General features: G+C 42.9%; 17 protein-coding genes. 9 read left to right on the top strand and 8 right to left on the bottom strand.

Going from position 1 to position 17,294, the window contains the following annotated elements:
• Positions 1 to 27 precede the first annotated feature (27 nt).
• The 6 genes from BV214_RS02685 to argH all read left to right on the top strand — a co-directional run bounded on the left by BV214_RS02685 (position 28) and on the right by argH (position 6,287).
• Positions 28 to 1,152, top strand: coding sequence for an aspartate aminotransferase family protein (locus tag BV214_RS02685; protein WP_086475920.1), 1,125 nt, complete (start codon positions 28 to 30; stop codon positions 1,150 to 1,152).
• Positions 1,153 to 1,235: 83 nt separating this feature from the next.
• On the top strand, positions 1,236 to 1,997 hold the full coding sequence (gene proB, locus BV214_RS02680) for a glutamate 5-kinase (RefSeq protein WP_086476023.1): 762 nt from the start codon (positions 1,236 to 1,238) through the stop codon (positions 1,995 to 1,997).
• Between the two features lie 4 nt (positions 1,998 to 2,001).
• Positions 2,002 to 2,946 (top strand): Rossmann-fold NAD(P)-binding domain-containing protein, encoded by a 945-nt coding sequence (locus BV214_RS02675; protein ID WP_086475919.1) that lies wholly within the window; start codon positions 2,002 to 2,004, stop codon positions 2,944 to 2,946.
• A gap of 87 nt (positions 2,947 to 3,033) precedes the next feature.
• On the top strand, positions 3,034 to 3,813 hold the full coding sequence (argB, locus tag BV214_RS02670) for an acetylglutamate kinase (RefSeq protein WP_086475918.1): 780 nt from the start codon (positions 3,034 to 3,036) through the stop codon (positions 3,811 to 3,813).
• A 6-nt stretch (positions 3,814 to 3,819) separates the two neighbouring features.
• Positions 3,820 to 4,893: a M20 family metallo-hydrolase gene (locus tag BV214_RS02665; RefSeq protein WP_086475917.1), complete on the top strand. Its 1,074-nt coding sequence runs from the start codon at positions 3,820 to 3,822 to the stop codon at positions 4,891 to 4,893.
• Between the two features lie 113 nt (positions 4,894 to 5,006).
• The gene (gene argH / locus BV214_RS02660; protein WP_086475916.1) at positions 5,007 to 6,287 is read left to right on the top strand and encodes an argininosuccinate lyase; all 1,281 of its coding nucleotides are present in this window, start codon (positions 5,007 to 5,009) and stop codon (positions 6,285 to 6,287) included.
• A 102-nt stretch (positions 6,288 to 6,389) separates the two neighbouring features.
• On the opposite strand, the gene BV214_RS02655 is transcribed toward argH, so the two are convergent.
• The 6 genes from BV214_RS02655 to BV214_RS02630 form a co-directional block, all read right to left on the bottom strand.
• Positions 6,390 to 7,076: an SMUG2 DNA glycosylase family protein gene (locus BV214_RS02655; protein WP_086475915.1), complete on the bottom strand. Its 687-nt coding sequence runs from the start codon at positions 7,074 to 7,076 to the stop codon at positions 6,390 to 6,392.
• Between the two features lie 133 nt (positions 7,077 to 7,209).
• Positions 7,210 to 7,776: a hypothetical protein gene (locus BV214_RS02650; protein WP_086475914.1), complete on the bottom strand. Its 567-nt coding sequence runs from the start codon at positions 7,774 to 7,776 to the stop codon at positions 7,210 to 7,212.
• 126 nt (positions 7,777 to 7,902) lie between these two features.
• Entirely contained in the window at positions 7,903 to 8,745 is an 843-nt protein-coding gene (locus tag BV214_RS02645) for a pseudouridine synthase (RefSeq protein ID WP_086475913.1), read from the bottom strand.
• A 71-nt stretch (positions 8,746 to 8,816) separates the two neighbouring features.
• Positions 8,817 to 9,725 (bottom strand): geranylgeranylglycerol-phosphate geranylgeranyltransferase, encoded by a 909-nt coding sequence (locus BV214_RS02640; RefSeq protein WP_086475912.1) that lies wholly within the window; start codon positions 9,723 to 9,725, stop codon positions 8,817 to 8,819.
• Positions 9,726 to 9,736: 11 nt separating this feature from the next.
• Positions 9,737 to 10,675 carry a mevalonate kinase family protein gene (locus BV214_RS02635; protein ID WP_086475911.1) on the bottom strand — a complete coding sequence of 313 codons (939 nt, stop codon included), beginning with the start codon at positions 10,673 to 10,675 and terminating at the stop codon, positions 9,737 to 9,739.
• Between the two features lie 126 nt (positions 10,676 to 10,801).
• Positions 10,802 to 11,884, bottom strand: coding sequence for a diphosphomevalonate/mevalonate 3,5-bisphosphate decarboxylase family protein (locus BV214_RS02630; RefSeq protein WP_086475910.1), 1,083 nt, complete (start codon positions 11,882 to 11,884; stop codon positions 10,802 to 10,804).
• 95 nt (positions 11,885 to 11,979) lie between these two features.
• On the opposite strand from BV214_RS02630, the gene BV214_RS02625 reads away from it, so the two are divergent.
• The 3 genes from BV214_RS02625 (at position 11,980) to BV214_RS02615 (ending at position 15,281) form a co-directional block, all read left to right on the top strand.
• A complete protein-coding gene (locus BV214_RS02625; protein WP_086475909.1) occupies positions 11,980 to 12,453 on the top strand; it encodes a TspO/MBR family protein in 474 nt (157 codons plus the stop codon).
• 580 nt (positions 12,454 to 13,033) lie between these two features.
• The gene (gene glpK, locus BV214_RS02620) at positions 13,034 to 14,533 is read left to right on the top strand and encodes a glycerol kinase GlpK (protein ID WP_086475908.1); all 1,500 of its coding nucleotides are present in this window, start codon (positions 13,034 to 13,036) and stop codon (positions 14,531 to 14,533) included.
• A 19-nt stretch (positions 14,534 to 14,552) separates the two neighbouring features.
• Positions 14,553 to 15,281: an MIP/aquaporin family protein gene (locus BV214_RS02615; RefSeq protein ID WP_086475907.1), complete on the top strand. Its 729-nt coding sequence runs from the start codon at positions 14,553 to 14,555 to the stop codon at positions 15,279 to 15,281.
• Here the strand turns inward: BV214_RS02615 and BV214_RS02610 are convergent.
• A complete protein-coding gene (locus tag BV214_RS02610) occupies positions 15,278 to 16,573 on the bottom strand; it encodes a BaiN/RdsA family NAD(P)/FAD-dependent oxidoreductase (protein ID WP_086475906.1) in 1,296 nt (431 codons plus the stop codon). The genes BV214_RS02615 and BV214_RS02610 overlap by 4 nt on opposite strands.
• Positions 16,573 to 17,262 (bottom strand): glycerophosphodiester phosphodiesterase, encoded by a 690-nt coding sequence (locus BV214_RS02605; protein ID WP_245806734.1) that lies wholly within the window; start codon positions 17,260 to 17,262, stop codon positions 16,573 to 16,575. Before BV214_RS02605 ends, BV214_RS02610 begins: the two co-directional genes overlap by 1 nt.
• Positions 17,263 to 17,294: the final 32 nt, after the last annotated feature.

The following is a 17,294-nucleotide window of genomic DNA, read 5'->3' as shown; positions in this document are numbered from 1 at the left end:
ACCAGCAGACAATAAGTAGTAAAAGAAATGGAATTATTTGATGTATACCCCCTTTATGATGTAACCCCGGTTAAAGCAAAGGGAATTGTAGTTACCGATGATAAGGGACAGGACTATTTGGATTTTTATGGAGGTCATGTTGTAATTTCCATAGGACACGCCCACCCCACGTATATCACTCGGTTAAAAGACCAACTAGATAAAATAGGATTTTACAGCAACGCGGTGCAAAACCCGCTGCAAAAAGAGCTGGCCGCCAAATTAGGCAGCCTTTCCAATTGCGAGGATTACAATCTCTTTCTTTGCAATTCTGGTGCAGAGGCCAACGAAAATGCCTTAAAACTAGCCTCCTTCCAAAATGGGAAAACCAGGGTCATTTCTTTTAAACATGGATTTCACGGTCGTACTTCGGCAGCAGTTGCAGTCACCGACAATGAAAAAATAAATGCCCCCATCAACAAACAGCAGAAAGCTACCATTCTTCCCTTTGATGATTTGCAGGCGTTTATCACAGAAATCAGCAAAGGGGATGTCTGTGCCGTAATTATAGAAACCATTCAAGGGGTAGGTGGTTTAGATATGCCATCCCCCAAATTCTATGAAAACATCGCTAAACTCTGTAAGGAGCACCAAGTGCTTCTCATCGCGGACGAGGTACAATGTGGCTACGGTAGAAGTGGTAAATTCTTTGCCTTTCAACACTTCAACATACAACCAGATATCATTACCATAGCCAAGGGAATGGGGAACGGATTTCCTATTGGTGGCGTGCTAATCCACGAAAGTATTAAAGCCTCCTATGGACTTTTAGGTACTACCTTTGGAGGAAACCATTTGGCCTGCGCTGCAGGCTTGGCGGTCTTAGAGGTATTGGAAGAAGAGAAGCTCATTGAGAATTCGGCTCTCCTCTATGAATATTTTAAGCAAAAGGCCGCAACCATCCCACAAGTAAAACAGGTAAAGGGCATGGGACTGATGTTGGGATTAGAATTTGATTTTGAGGTGGCAGAACTGCGAAAGAAACTAATTCACAACCAACGTATGTTTACTGGTGGGGCCAGTGACAAACACGTATTGCGAATACTACCTGCACTCAATATAACCAAGGGAGATTTAGATGTATTTTTTGAAGCCCTGAAAAAAGAATTGTAGGCAGATGGCATTACGCATTGGGCACACCCCATGCCCTGCCCGGCACCATCACCCTTAAAGGGAATCGGTTAAAAAGCAAGCACATGAAACGAAAAAGGATATTATTGAAAATTGGGTCCAACACCCTCACCAAGGAAACCGATCACATTTCACGGGGAAAAATTGAGGATATTGGGCGACAAATTGCCCAACTAAGTGACCAATACGAGTTTATCATCGTGAGTTCTGGTGCCATTGCAGCCGCCAAACAATTTGTAAAACTAGAACACAATGGGCAGGAGATAACCGTTAAACAAGCCTTGGCCTCCATTGGACAACCCCACCTAATGCGCATTTTTCAGGAGAATTTTAGGGAATTGGGGCTTTTCACCTCCCAGTGCCTGCTTTCCTATTCAGATTTTGAAAGGGAAATCTCCAGGGAGAATATCTGCAACACCATCAATATATTGGTGGCCAATAATTTTATCCCGATAATCAATGAAAACGATACCGTGGCAGCGGACGAGATAAAATTTGGGGACAACGATAAGCTGGCAGCGCTCACTGCGGCCCTGATAAAGGCCGACTTATTGATTATTGCCACCAATACGGACGGAATTTACACCAAGGAATCCTTGGACAACAAGGATCCCAAGACCATTAGACAGGTCCATAGTCTGTCTGACCTCAGTAAAGAAGTAAATCACTCCACTTCCTCCCATGGAACCGGAGGGATGCAATCTAAGATAGAAGCTGCCACCATTGCACATAAGGCTAATATAGAAACCTGGATCGTAAATGGCCTCAAGGATCATTTCATTATAGATGCCATAGAAAACAAAACAGCTTTTACCACTATAAAATAAACACATGCAACATTTTTTATCCTTACAAGACATAGACTCGCTTCCCCAATGGGTAGAAGAAGCGAAATCCCTTAAAGCGGCACCCTTGCAACACCGAGCACTGGGTGCTGGAAAAACCATATGCCTGTTATTTTTCAATAACAGCTTAAGAACCCGCCTCAGTACCCAAAAGGCAGCAATAAACCTTGGATTGGAAGTGATGGTAATGAATTTTGGCAGTGAAGGATGGGCCCTGGAATATGGGGACGGTACGGTAATGGATCAGGGAACTTCCGAACATATTAAGGAAGCTGCACAAGTTGTGGCCCAGTATTGTGATTTGGTAGCCATACGCGCTTTCCCAAGCCTAACGGACAAGGAACAGGACGAAGCCGAAATAGTACTCAATGGCTTTAAGAAATATGCTGGAATCCCGGTTATTAATATGGAAAGCTCTGTTGGCCATCCCTTACAGGCTTTGGCAGACGCCATTACCCTTTCGGAAAACAAACCCGAAAAAAGACCCAAGGTGGTACTATCTTGGGCGCCTCATCCAAAAGCACTCCCCCATGCCGTAGCAAATTCCTTTGTGGAAATGATGCAGTTGCAGGAGGCCGATTTTGTGATCACCCACCCCAAAGGATATGAATTAAACCCTGAAATCACCAAGAATACGAAGATTGAATACGACCAGGACAAGGCATTGGAAGATGCCGATTTCGTATACGTAAAGAACTGGAGCAGTTACCAAGATTATGGAAAGGTGTTAAACCAGGATAAGAACTGGACTATCACCTCCAAGAAGTTGGGTAAAGCAAAATTTATGCACTGCCTGCCGGTACGAAGAAATGTTATAGTCGCAGACGAGGTATTGGATGGTAATCAATCCTTAGTTATAGAACAGGCCAATAACAGGACCTATGCAGCACAAATAGTGCTAAAAAAGCTCTTAAAGGGCTTAGACAGCTAAACTAACGGACCCATACCGGTCTATATGAAGTAGTAACATTCACTAAAACACCCCTATTGCTCCCGTGGGAGAAGTAGGTAAAGGCTTATGAAAAAGAAATTATCCATTATAAAAATTGGAGGGAACGTTATAGAAAACGAAGGGGAACTACATAAATTCCTCGATGCCTTTTCGGCCATGCAAGGTCCAAAAATATTGGTACATGGAGGCGGAAAACTGGCCACCCAACTTGCAGAGAAATTGGGGATAACCTCTAAAATGGTGGGCGGTAGGCGTATAACCGATGCCGAAGGCCTAAAGGTAATTACGATGGTTTATGGCGGACTCGCCAATAAAAACATTGTTGCTAAACTACAGGCCCGTGGCACCAATGCCATAGGATTGAGCGGGGCAGATGGCAATACCATCCGAGCGGTTAAACGCCCCGTTAAGGATATTGATTACGGATTTGCCGGGGATGTGGAAGAAGTAAATACTTTGGCCATCTATCAATTGCTACAAGCCGACTTTACGCCGGTTTTCTGCGCCATCACCCATAATAGGGAAGGGCAGCTCTTAAATACCAATGCAGACACCATTGCCTCGGAAGTTGCTATTGGAATGAGTGATGCTTTTGACACCACCCTCTATTACTGCTTTGAGAAAAAAGGAGTTTTAATGGATATCTCGGACGAGGATTCCGTGGTAAAACACCTGGAACCTGGCAACTATCAAGAATTATTGGAAAAGAATATTATAGCGGATGGCATGCTTCCTAAATTGGAAAATTGTTTTCATGCGCTTCACAAAAGTGTAGGCAAGGTGTGCATTGGGGATATAAGCATGTTAGCCCCAGATGCCAGCTTGTATACCACAATTACCTTATAAATAACTATGGATCAAAAACAACGAACGGAAAAAGCCATTGATTTACTGCATCAGTTGATCGGCATTCAGTCTTTTTCCTCCGAAGAAGATAAGACAGCTGCGGCCATTGAAAATTGGTTAAGCGATTTTAACATCCCTTTTAAAAGGGAGAAAAACAACGTTTATGCCTTTAACAAACACTACGATGCCAACAAGCCCAACCTCCTGTTAAATTCGCACCACGACACGGTTAAACCCAATTCTGCCTATACCAGAGACCCGTTTAATCCGCATGTGGAAGATGGCAAGCTATACGGACTTGGAAGCAACGATGCCGGGGGCTGCCTAGTATCTCTATTGGCAACTTTCACCCACTTTTACGACAAGGAAAACCTAAGCCACAACATAATAATAGTTGCCTCAGCAGAGGAAGAAAGCTCCGGACCTAATGGACTTAACAGTATGCTACCCCTTCTTCCAAAAATTGACGTAGCTATTGTAGGGGAACCTACACTGATGCAATTGGCCATCGCCGAAAAAGGATTGGTAGTTTTTGATGGTAAGGTGAACGGCACCCCTTCACATGCCGCACATCCTAATAACAACAATGCCATCTACAATACCATAGAGGTGCTTCAGTGGTTTAAAGATTATAAATTTCCCAAGGTATCCGAAGTATTGGGGGAGGTAAAACTAACGGTAACCCAAATAAAAGCTGGCAATCAGCATAACGTAGTGCCAGGGCATGTAGACCTGGTGATAGACGTTCGGGTAAACGACCGCTATAGCAATCAGGAAATTGCGGATATTTTAGCGGCCGAAGCCCCTTGTGAGATGACCCCAAGATCCTTACGCTTAAATTCTTCCTCCATCGCTAAAGACCATCCTTTGGTACAGTCTGGATTGGCATTGGGCAGAAAGACTTATGGTTCCCCTACCCTTTCGGATCAGGCTTGTTTATATTGCCAATCCCTAAAATTGGGACCAGGGGACAGTACCCGCTCCCACTCTGCGGACGAATTTATTTATCTTAGCGAAATAGAAGAGGGAATAGACCTATATATCAAGATTCTGAAGGGGTTTCTAATAGATAACAACTAACGCTCTACGGATACTAATAGGATTGTTGGGATTCACCCAAGTGGTGAGCAAAAAGAGAATATAGCAAGCAACACTAAACAGTTTCCCACCTAGGGGAAGTAAATACATAGAAAATGAAACTTTGGGACAAAGGCTTTAGCACGGACAAGAAAATTGATCACTTTACAGTAGGGAACGATAGGGAGTTAGACCTACTACTCGCAAAATACGACGTAATCGCCTCTAAGGCGCATGCCAAAATGCTGGGGAAAATTGGCCTCCTTACCCAAAAGGAAACGGATGACCTGGTACGGGAACTAGACAATATTGCAAAAACCATCGCAAAGGGAAAGTTTGTCATTGAAGACAATTTTGAGGACATGCATTCCAAAATAGAGTATGTGCTTACCAAGAAGCTGGGCGATACGGGTAAAAAAATCCATACCGCAAGATCTAGGAACGACCAAGTGCTGGTAGCCATGCATCTCTACCTTAAAACCGAACTAGCGGAAATAAAGAGCGAAGTAAAAGTCCTCTTTGACCTCCTATTAAATTTGGCCGACAAATACAAAACCGTGCTACTCCCAGGTTATACGCACTTACAAATTGCGATGCCCTCTTCTTTTGGACTATGGTTTTCTGCCTATGCGGAAAGTTTGATTGATGACCTATATTTTGTGGATGCAGCGTATAAAGTAGCAGACCAAAATCCGCTGGGAAGTGCAGCCGGTTATGGGAGTTCGTTCCCAATAGACCGCGATTTCACCACCGCAGAAATGGGTTTCGAAAGCATGAAATACAATGTAGTCTCTGCACAAATGGGACGGGGTAAGGTAGAGAAAGCGGCAGCTTTTGGAATGAGCAACGTGGCCGCCACCTTGTCTAAAATGGCAATGGATATCTGCCTCTATATGAGCCAAAACTTCAATTTTATTTCCTTTCCGGACGAACTTACTACAGGCAGTAGCATTATGCCGCATAAAAAGAATCCGGATGTTTTTGAACTGGTTCGGGGGAAGTGCAACAAACTACAGGCGGTGCCCAACCAATTAATTCTTATCACCAATAACCTACCTAGTGGTTACCACAGGGACCTTCAGCTAGTAAAAGAGGTCATTGTCCCCGCCATCCAAGACCTTAAAGCCTGTTTGGAAATCCTCACTTTTAGCTTGCGCGAGATACGGGTAAACCACTCCATTTTAGAAGACCCTAAATACGATTATCTATTTAGTGTAGACACATTAAACGAATTGGTGTTGAGCGGAGTTCCGTTTAGGGACGCCTATAAAAAAATGGGGAAGGAAATCAATGAAGGAACTTTCTCCCCCAAGAAAGATATAAAACACACCCATAAGGGAAGTTTGGGGAATTTATGCTTGGCAGACATCCGTAGAAAAATGGATCGGATATCCTAACCATATCCCTTTGTACTAAAGCAAAGACCAACATACACTTAAAATGCCCCTCTGGCCAGAGGGGCATTTTATTTTAATGCTTATTTCCAATAAGTGAAAGGTCTATTGCAATGCCAATAGATACTCGGTAAGGTATCTTTCTTTCTCCTTGGATTTGTATTGCACAATATACCGGGGATGATCTAATACCGTAACCGTATCAAATAGTTTTTCCTGGGTATTGATAGCCTTCAAGTATTTTGCATTTTTCTTTCCCAGTACAATGCAATTTGAAGTATCTACTCCCATGGCAAGCTGCTTTTTAAGATTCTCTACAATAAATGGCTTGGTTTGCTCAAACAACGCTGGGTAATCGTAATAGTTACAATTTACCCAATTGCCCTTGGCGTTTTGTTGGATAAACCCAAGGGGAAACATGGAATTGATAAAATAGTCCCTATAAAAGCGCGCTACGCCCCCATAGGCCTCAATAACCTCGTATACAAAGACCGAAGAAGGTTCATGACTGTTTACCGAGGCTATGTCAATATCGCAAACCTCTTTGAGCCTTTTAGAATCTGTAAAAGGAATTCCTGTGATCCCAGCACCCAATCTTCCAGGGTTTATACCAACAATCAGCTTCCTTTTATGGGTATCATTATAGAATTTACCGTAAAAAGCCTCTGTGATTTCTAGGATTTCGGGGTTATCCTGAAAAGGGTTCATCACTTGTATTCCCTTATACAAATCTTGGGAAAAGTTGAGTTCTTTATTAAACCTTATAATCTTGGTCGCAAATGTTTCCTTCATCCTTGCTAAACTATTTATTAGATGGCAGTTAGTATACCAACAAGATTATGAAAATAATCAGGCCTAAGCAAAGTCCCCTACAACCAATCGCTCCATGCTATGATTGCTTCGGAATTTTGAGAAACCCTATAGCTTATTCCTCGCTTCCCCAAGGGGCCCCGGGAGTTGCAATTTCCTTCGTTAGGTCAAACTTCACGGAAAAAAACCGATCCGTCCCTATTCTCCTCAAATTGTATGTAAAGGAAGTATCGTCCACCGTAATCCACCACACATTATTGGAAGCATAGGCAATTAAGTTAGAGGTAAACTGATCTGCAGGAAAAAATTGAATGTCTGCCAATCCAGTATTCGTACTACGTCCGCCGTACATCGTCACCTCATCATCGGTCCCGTCTGGAAGCCTATGGTCGTGTTTTAACTGAATTAGATTATTCTCATCCATGGTAAGTACCCAGGTCCTAGATTTGTCCTCGCCTACAAAAAAAGGTATCCTAAGTTCGTTTTTGCCACAGGCACGTACGTGCATCACCAATTTCTCTCCTGTAAAACCATCCCCGGCTTTACCACCGGCAATAATTTCGCCTTCATAGGCTTTGCCACAATGGGTAGTTAAGGTATTCCAAAAGGCTACGGATCCAGGCACCTCCTGCGCCATCATCTGGAGCGGTACTGCCAACAAAATAATAAGGAATTTTTTCATGCACGCAAGATATGTATTTATTTCTTGTGGGCAATTTCTCCTTACATTCCAGATAAAATAAGGCTGTATAAAATAAAAATGCCCTTGAGATAGTCTCAAGGGCATTTTTACGAACTCAATAAACTTTTAATTGATCATACCTAGATTGATTACTTCCTGCTTGGTAAGGTATCTCCAATGTCCACGAGGCAAATCTTTTTTGGTAAGACCGGCATAAACCACACGATCTAATTTAACCACCTCGTATTCCAATTCCTCAAAAATACGTTGTACAATTTTACTACGCGTACTTCTAAGCTCTATACCAATTTCTTTTTTGGGGGAATTATCTATATAACTGATATCATCTACACGCACTATTTTCTGGTCTACCATAACCCCCTCCTTGATTTTCTGGAGGTCTTCTCCCCTAAGGTTTCTATTGAGCTCCACATGGTATATTTTCCGAAGCCCGTTTTTGGGTTTGGTAAGCCTTTTTTGCATCTCCCCGTCATTGGTAAACAACAATAGCCCCGTGGTGGTTTTATCCATTTTCCCTATGGGGGTCAGTTTAGCTTTGGAGGCTTGCGTAATTAATGAAGAAACGGTTCTCCTCCCGTACTCATCCTTGGAAGAGGTTACAAAATCCTTCGGTTTGTTTAACAGCACATATTCTCTTTTTTCCGGATTCAATAAGCGTCCATCAAACTTCACCTCATCGGTGAGCTTTACCTTATATCCCATTTCTGTAATGGGTTTCCCATTTACCGTAACACTCCCGGCAGCAATATAGATGTCTGCATCCCTACGAGAGCACACACCACTATTGGCCACATATCGATTCAACCTCATCACATTGGGATCGGAGGGCGGTTTTGGATCATTCTTTTTCTTTATAGGAGAATTACCCCTGGCGTAACTTTTCTTCCGATAGTTACCACCCTGTCTTCCTGATGCCTTCTTATCGTCCCTTGAACTTGACCTACTCATACTTAATTAATTTGATACAAAGGTAATACAAGGAAACTGTATCACCGTGAGAATGCTTCCCTAATTCGCGCTTAGTGTATAATTCTATTTAAAACAAGATCTATATCGATCAACAAGATACTAAAAACCCCGGTTATAATAATCAACTTTAAAATAGCATGCAGCCAAACAAAATGCTTTTTGGTGGTGGCTTTGCTCAACAATACCAAAAATCCAATCTGAAAAAAGATACAAGCAATAAAGTAGAGGTACATATAGCCTACATCAAAGTACCTAATCAATAAAACGGAAGGCACTAGAGTAAGCACCATAAGGATAGTAATGCAGGCTTTGGAAAAGGCCACCCCGTGCAAAATTGGAATGGTCTTGTAGTTCTGGGCCAAATCCCCGGCAATGTTTTCCAGATCCTTTACGATTTCCCTGGCCAAGATCAACAAAAACAAAAAGAGTGCATGCACAAAAATTACGGTATCGAAGTTTTTGTAGTACACGAAAACCGCAAAAAATGGCACAATAGCCAAGGTAGCAAATACAAAATTCCCTAAAAATGCTACCTTTTTTAGTTTGTGGGAGTAAAACCAGATTCCGAAAATATAGGCCGAAAAAAACAACACCGCCCTAAAGGACACATAGCTAGCAAAAAAAACGGAGAGAAAATTAAGCACAAAATAAGTGGTGAGCTTGGTACGCTGACTCACCAAGCGGTCTAACATACTTTTCCTTGGCTTATTAATAAGGTCCTTCTCCGCATCGTAGAAGTTATTAATGATATATCCTCCTGCAATCACCAAGGCAGACACCACTACTAAAACAAAGAGATTTATATCTAGGACCACCTCCTTAAGGGGTAGGTCTGGAGCAAGAATATAAATGGAGGCCAAGTACTGGGCCAACACTATCATTAGGATGTTATAACCACGAATAACGGAAAACAAGCTCAAAAACTTTAACAGTAAGAGCTTATTTTTTCTACTAAGCATAGCTGGGCATCTTAGAAGTTATAAACTACTTCTAATTTATAGTCTTTTAGTGCCTTCCTAGCCTTTTGGATATCTTCCGTGAATCCCAAGATGTAGCCACCGCCACCGGAACCACATAATTTTAAGTAGTACTCATTGCTCTCTATGCCCTGTTTCCACAACTTATGAAACTCTGCGGGAATCATGGGCTTAAAATTATCTAGCACTACGTTGGATAGCTGTTTTAGGTTTCCAAAAAGGCTTTTAATATTACCTGTGATAAAATCTTCCACACAGGCGTCCGTATGTTTTATAAACTGATTTTTAAGCATGGTCCTAAACCCTTCCTGCTTCATTTGCTCCATAAACAGGTTCACCATGGGCGCAGTTTCACCAATACTACCGCTATCCAATAAGAATACGGCTCCTTTACCATCTAGGTTTTGGGATGGGATACTGGTAGACTCAATATTATCCTTGGAGTTTATTAGGATGGGAAGGCTTAAGTAACTGTTTAGAGGATCTAAGCCCGAGGAATTTCCATGATAAAAGGATTCCATCTTCCCGAAAATAGCTTTTAGCTTCAGAAGTTTTTCACGTGTAAGATTTTCCAAGACCGTAATCTTATCGATCCCGTATTTATCGTAGATGGCAGCAACCAATGCCCCACTACTTCCTACTCCGTATCCTTGTGGAATGGAGCTGTCAAAATACATCCCCTCCTCCAAGTCGCGCTTTAGGGCCTCCAGGTCAAAACGCACCAAATCTGCATTCTCCTCCTGCATCTTTTCCAAATACTGGGCAAATGCTACCAGGCTGGCGTTCGATTTCTTTGCTTGTTCGGTATCTTTATTGGTAGCCTTTAATGCTCCCTTATAGAAATTATACGGTATGGAGAGTCCCTTGGAATCCTTTATAATTCCATATTCCCCGAAAAGCAGGATCTTAGCGTAAAACAGTGGTCCTTTCATGCTATTAAGTTACTAATAAATTTACAATTAAATAGGGTGTGGGGCCAGCTACCAAAGGGTCTCTTACCCCTGCATGGGATAAAATAGCCTACCACACAACTCCTTAACTTCAACTATATCAATCGTTTAAAGTGCAACAGCGCCTTTCCCGATTTGGTCGCAAAGATACTGCCCGTTTTCACAATATACAATTAACTCATCCTTAATAAACTGCAAAATTAATTCTTTTTCGGAGGCCGGATACAACACATGCACATTAGCCCCTGCATCTAAGGTAAAGCAGACATGCAACTTAGTGGCAGCCCTAAACTCCCATATTTTATTGATAATATGAAGGGTATTCGGCTTCATCAACATAAAATACGGTAAACTGCTCATCATCATTGCATGGAGGGTCAGGGCCTCGCTCTCTACAATTTCTATAAATTTGGGAAGGTCTCCTTCTGCAAACACCCGTCTCAATTCCGATAAATTGTCATGCGCCTGCTTAAATCGCTGCTCGGCAAAGGGATGGCCGTGCATTAAATTATGCCCCACGGTACTACTTACCTGCTTCTGTCCCTTATCCACTAAGAGAATGGTATCCTGATACCCTTCAAAAACCTCATGAATTTTATGGGGATAGGTGATGGCATATAGATCGGAACTGCCTTCCGTATCCTGGTGCTGCCCCCATTGCATCAATGGCCCCGTTATACTCCTTGCTGCACTACCAGAGCCCAATCTGGCTAAAAAGGATGCCTTGGTTTTAAAGTATATCTCGTCCATCCCAGGTTGCAATTCCTTCTCTAGGTGCATAAGGCATAACGCCAAGGCAGACATCCCGCTGGCAGAAGAGGCTATTCCGCTACTATGTGGAAAAGAATTAGAGGTTTCTATTACAAAATGATACGATTTTAAAAAGGGCATATAGGGTGCTATCCTAGAAAAGAAGGTGTGGATTTTAGGCTTAAAATCGGGTTTGGGCTTGCCCTCAAAAAGCAGCTCAAAAGAGAAGTCTTTTCCTGGGGCGGCTAACTTGGTATAGCTAAGCGTAGTAGTGGTAGCACTGGTATCCAGGGTAAAACTTACCGACGGATTGGCCGGCACCTGATGCTCCTTTTTACCCCAATATTTCACCAAGGCAATATTGCTTGGAGAACGGTAGGTAACTTTTCCATCCAAAAAGGGGCCCGAGTACTCGCCCGCAACAAAATCTTTTTCCCTCATAATCCAAAAAATTTATACAAAGATAGGTTTTAAGGTGTGTTGCCCTAGTTGCTGTTAAAATAAATTATTAATTTAGACCGAATAACAACCAGCGTTTGAAAAACCGATACAAGTATATAGGAATTTCCGTGGCCATTTGTCTTTTGGTCGGGTTTCTATCTAGCTTTGCCACCCAAAGCTCGGTAAACGAGTGGTATGTTGAACTGAACAAACCCTGGTTTAATCCTCCTAACTGGATATTTGCCCCTGTCTGGACCTTGATGTACATTTTAATGGGCATAGCCGCAGGCATCGTATGGGCTAAAGGCTTTTATCATATTTGGGTAAAAACCGCCCTCTATCATTTTGGCATTCAACTCTTGTTCAATGCCCTGTGGAGCATTATTTTCTTCGGATTCAATAACACTTTTGGCGCCCTGCTCGTGATCATCACCCTCTTGGTGCTGCTAATTTTCACCATAAAATGGTTTAAAGTGGTGAATAAAACGGCCGCCTATCTTTTAATCCCGTATTTACTATGGGTTTGCTTTGCTACGGTTCTCAACTACAAGATTTGGGAGTTGAATTGATCAGTGATCGGCAACAAGTGCGCAATAAGCTTCCTTTTTGCGCAAGAGCAGCCTTCACCAAATACAGCTTCAATTGCTATTAGTTATAATCCCCCAAAAGATTAGTGCTGAGCTATTTTTTTGTGGGCGTTCCCCTAACGGGTCGCTCTTTCCGCTATATCTTTTTTGTCCTTGTCCCATAGCGGCAATACCTACCCGGTTTGGGAAGCCTTGCCCAACTCCCCAAATACAAAAAAGGATGCCGCTGCAATAGCTAACGCGGGGTCAGTGCATGGGCATCGGTAGCCAAGGAACCATTTGGTGAGTAGTAAACCCGAACACCTATAAGGTTTCAAACTCCTTATATGAAAGCCTTTTAATACTAAGAGCAGGTAGCGAAAAACTCCACATCCCGATTATTACTGCCTTAACCATAAGGTGCGGAATATACCTTCGCATAAATTAAGGATCCTAACCAACCATTGGGATTCCTTTAAAACAGCAGGTGTAACAGCCCTATTTCCAATATTGTCCTTACTTATTAAGAACCATTTACTTAATTTATTATCTTAAGCCCTTTATTCAATTAGAAATCCCCCATATGGCAAAATATATTTTAGCTTTAGATCAGGGCACCACCAGTTCCCGGGCTATTGTTTTCGACAAAAAGGGCAACATTGTTTCGGTTGCACAAAAGGAGTTTACCCAATATTTCCCCAAGCCCGGATGGGTAGAACACGATCCCATTGAAATTTGGTCGTCCCAAGCAGGCATGGCCGCCGAAGCCACCTCCAAAAAATCGATATATGGCTCCGATATTGCCGCTATAGGCATCACCAACCAACGGGAGACCGTAGTGGTATGGGACAAAAATACCGGACTCCCCGTTTACAATGCCATTGTATGGCAAGATAAACGTACCTCCAACTATTGCGACGAATTAAAAAAGCAGGGGAAATCTAAAATGATCCGAGAAAAAACGGGGCTAGTGATAGACTCCTATTTCTCTGCCACAAAGGTAAAATGGATTTTGGACCATGTGGAAGGGGCTAGGGAAAAAGCGGAGGCAGGCGATCTTATAATGGGGACCATAGACACCTGGTTGATATGGAATATGACCAAAGGGGAACTCCATATTACCGATGTTACCAATGCTTCTAGGACCCTACTTTTTAATATCAACAGTCTAGAATGGGACCAAGAGCTCTTAGAGCTATTTACCATTCCAGCATCCATGCTTCCCCAAGTAAAACAGTCGAGCGAATTATATGGCCATACCAACCCCAATTTCTTTGCTTCCAAAATTCCAATTGCCGGTATTGCTGGTGATCAGCAAGCGGCCTTATTTGGACAGATGTGTACCAAACCCGGAATGGCCAAAAACACCTATGGTACCGGTTGTTTTATGCTGATGAATATTGGAGACAAACCCATTGTTTCCGAGCACAATCTCCTTACCACCATTGCGTGGCAAATTAACGGCAAAACCCATTATGCCTTGGAAGGCAGTATTTTTATTGCTGGTGCCGTGGTGCAATGGCTAAGGGACGGTTTAAAAATCATTAAAAAATCCTCGGAAATCGAGGCATTGGCCAATTCCGTAGATAATTCGGATGGCGTTTATTTTGTTCCAGCCTTTTCAGGATTGGGCGCTCCCTATTGGGACCAACATGCCAAGGGGACTATTTTTGGACTTACCCGTGGTACTACCGATGCGCATATTGCTCGGGCAGCCTTAGAAGCCATCGCTTTTCAGACCATGGATGTTCTTAAGGCCATGGAGGCCGACTCTAACATAGAGATCAAGGAATTGCGGGTAGATGGTGGGGCTACCGTCAATAATTTACTGATGCAAATACAGTCCGATGTCCTAAATACTAACACCGTACGCCCCAAAGTAGTAGAGACCACCGTAATGGGAGCTGCATATCTTGCTGGATTAGCCGTGGGATTTTGGGATAGTTTAGAAGAAATTCAAGATATTTGGCAGACCGATGCAAATTTTGAGCCCAGTACCGAGCGCCAAGAGATAGAAGAAACTATTAAAGGCTGGCATAGGGCGGTAGAAGCTTTGCAAGTATGGTCCGATCAAAAAAACTAAATAGAAAAACCAAGCTAGTATGACTCCATTTATTGCCGAAATAATCGGCACCTTTTTTCTTATACTTCTCGGTGGCGGGGTAGTTGCCAATGTAGTTCTTAACCAAACCAAATCTAATGACCACGGGTGGATGGTAATTACCACTGCCTGGGGACTTGCCGTTTTTGTAGGGGTGGTAGTCGCCGCTCCCTATAGTGGCGCCCACCTAAATCCGGCCGTAAGCATAGGGTTGGCAGTCGCAGGAAAATTTGATTGGGCCCTAGTGCCATCGTATACCTCGGCGCAGTTTATAGGCGCCATGTTGGGATCGTTTATTGTGTGGATAATGTACAAAGACCATTTTGAAGTAACGGAGAATAAGGAACTAAAACGGGCAGTTTTCTGCACTGCTCCTGCCATTAGAAACCCTTTATCTAATTTCCTTAGCGAGGTAGTAGGCACCTTTGCCCTAGTATTTGTAGTACTCTATTTTACGGACGCTTCCATTACCGAAACAGGGACCGCTATAGGTTTAGGCTCCTTGGGTGCACTCCCTGTAGCTTTTCTGGTGTGGTCTATTGGACTCTCCCTGGGTGGCACCACGGGATATGCGATTAATCCGGCCAGGGATTTAGGACCGCGAATTGTACACGCCCTTATCCCCATGAAAGACAAGGGAGGAAATGATTGGGGGTATTCTTGGATTCCGGTGATAGGCCCCATCGTAGGGGCTAGCCTTGCAGGCTTATTGATGTTGGCGCTACATTAGGCGTTGATACTCTCTGCAATTCCCTGGGCAGCTATATAAGCACCCGTCCACGCATTTTGAAAGTTAAATCCGCCAGTAATGGCATCCACATTAATAATTTCCCCTGCGAAATACAGATTGGGTATTCGTTTGCTTTCATAGGTCTTGAAATTAATCTCTTTCAGGTCAATTCCGCCTGCAGTAACAAATTCTTCCTTAAAAGTACTTTTGCCATTTACCTGAAACTGGCAAGCTGTTAATTCCCTTGCTAGGTTTTGTAATTGGGATTTTTTGATGTCGGCCCATTTATCGGCCTCCGTAATCCCCGAGGCTTTTACCAAACTGTTCCACAACCTTTTAGGAAGGGCAAAACATTTGGTACGAAGCACGGTTTTTTTACCTTCCACTTCCTTTATTTGCTGAAGCTGTTTAAGCACCCCTCCTTCGTGATAAGCGGGCAGCCAATTCACACGAATGCTAAACCTATAGTCCAGTTCGCTTAAAAACAACGCGCCCCAGGCAGACAATCTTAGGATTCCAGGACCGCTCATCCCCCAATGCGTAATTAAAAGAGCCCCCCCCGTCTCTAAATCGCTAAGCTGTAACCCATGCTTTTTTAGGGCAGCCTGAAATTTATCTAGATGACTTTTCCTAGGCACTATATTTATTCTTGCGGGAGTACTTACCCCGGCAATTCCGGTGATTCTATCGTCTTTTATATTAAAGGTAAATAAGGAGGGAACGGGTGGTACTATGGAGTGTCCCAATTTTTGTAGTATTCCCCATATCTTGGGATTACTACCCGTACAAACTAAAAGTTTTTTTGCACTATAGTTGCCGCGTATGGTCTGCACCTGCCAGCTTTCGTTAGCATCCTGAGCGGCATCTTTGAGCTTGGCAAACCCAGTTACCGAACTATTCCTAAAAACCTTCACCCCCAAGCGTTCGGTTTCACTTACTAAACAATCTATAATAGTTTGAGAAGAATTGCTGGTAGGGAACATACGGCCATCCTCCTCTATTTTTAGGGAAATGCCTCTCTCTTCAAAAAAGGCCACGGTATCCCCGCTACAATAAGTGTGGAAGGGCCCCAATAATTCTTTTTCTCCCCTAGGATAGTATTTCACAAGTTCCCTAGGATCAAACTCGGCGTGGGTAACATTGCAACGGCCTCCACCGGAAACCTTTACTTTCCCCAGCACTTCTTTGCCCCTTTCCATAATGGCCACCTTTAGCTTTGGATCTGCTTCCGCTATATGTATGGCCGCGTAAAATCCGGCTGCTCCTCCTCCTAATATAAGTACGTCGTACATTAATTTATGCGTTCGGGATAATTAGTAATAATGCCATCTACGCCCATTTGCTTCATAGATTTTATATCCGCAGGTTCATTAATAGTATAAGGATACACCTTAAATCCTGCCTCTTGCATTTTATCTACATTTTCTAAGCTAAGGGTTTTATAGTATGGGTTAATTGCCAAGGCACCCAATTCCGCAGCAATATCCATTGCTTGCAAAGGATCCTTATCCGTTAAAACAGCAATCCCAATCTGCGGGTTTAGAGTCCGCATGCGCCTTAGTTCCTCCCATTTAAAGCTAGATATTAAAAACTTGTCTAAGGGCCAACCTTTTTCCCGAACATAATAATTGATTATAAAATTCACCCTATCCGCCGTATTGGCGCCTTTTAGCTCTATATTTAAATGAGCCTTTTTATCCATGAGATTAATAACTTCCTGTAGGGTAGGAATCTTGTGCCCGCCTGTAAGGGTTAGCTCTTGAAGTTGCTCATAATTATAGTCTTCTATTTTTCCCGTACCCTCCGTGAGCCTTTCCACCGTTTTATCATGAAAGACCACAATTTCCCCGCTTCTAATTTTAAAGACATCAATTTCTATCATATCCACCTCTAGATCCAAGGCTTTCTGAACGGATGCCAAGGTATTTTCGGTCTCATGGCCCATGGCGCCTCTATGTCCTATAACTAAAGGTGTATTCATATTCTCACAGCTTATGGTTAGTAGCGCTATCA

It is taken from the genome of Arenibacter amylolyticus, from assembly GCF_002150785.1.
Classification (GTDB): Bacteria; Bacteroidota; Bacteroidia; order Flavobacteriales; family Flavobacteriaceae; genus Arenibacter; species Arenibacter amylolyticus.
This window is presented reverse-complemented; position numbering and strand designations above follow the sequence as displayed.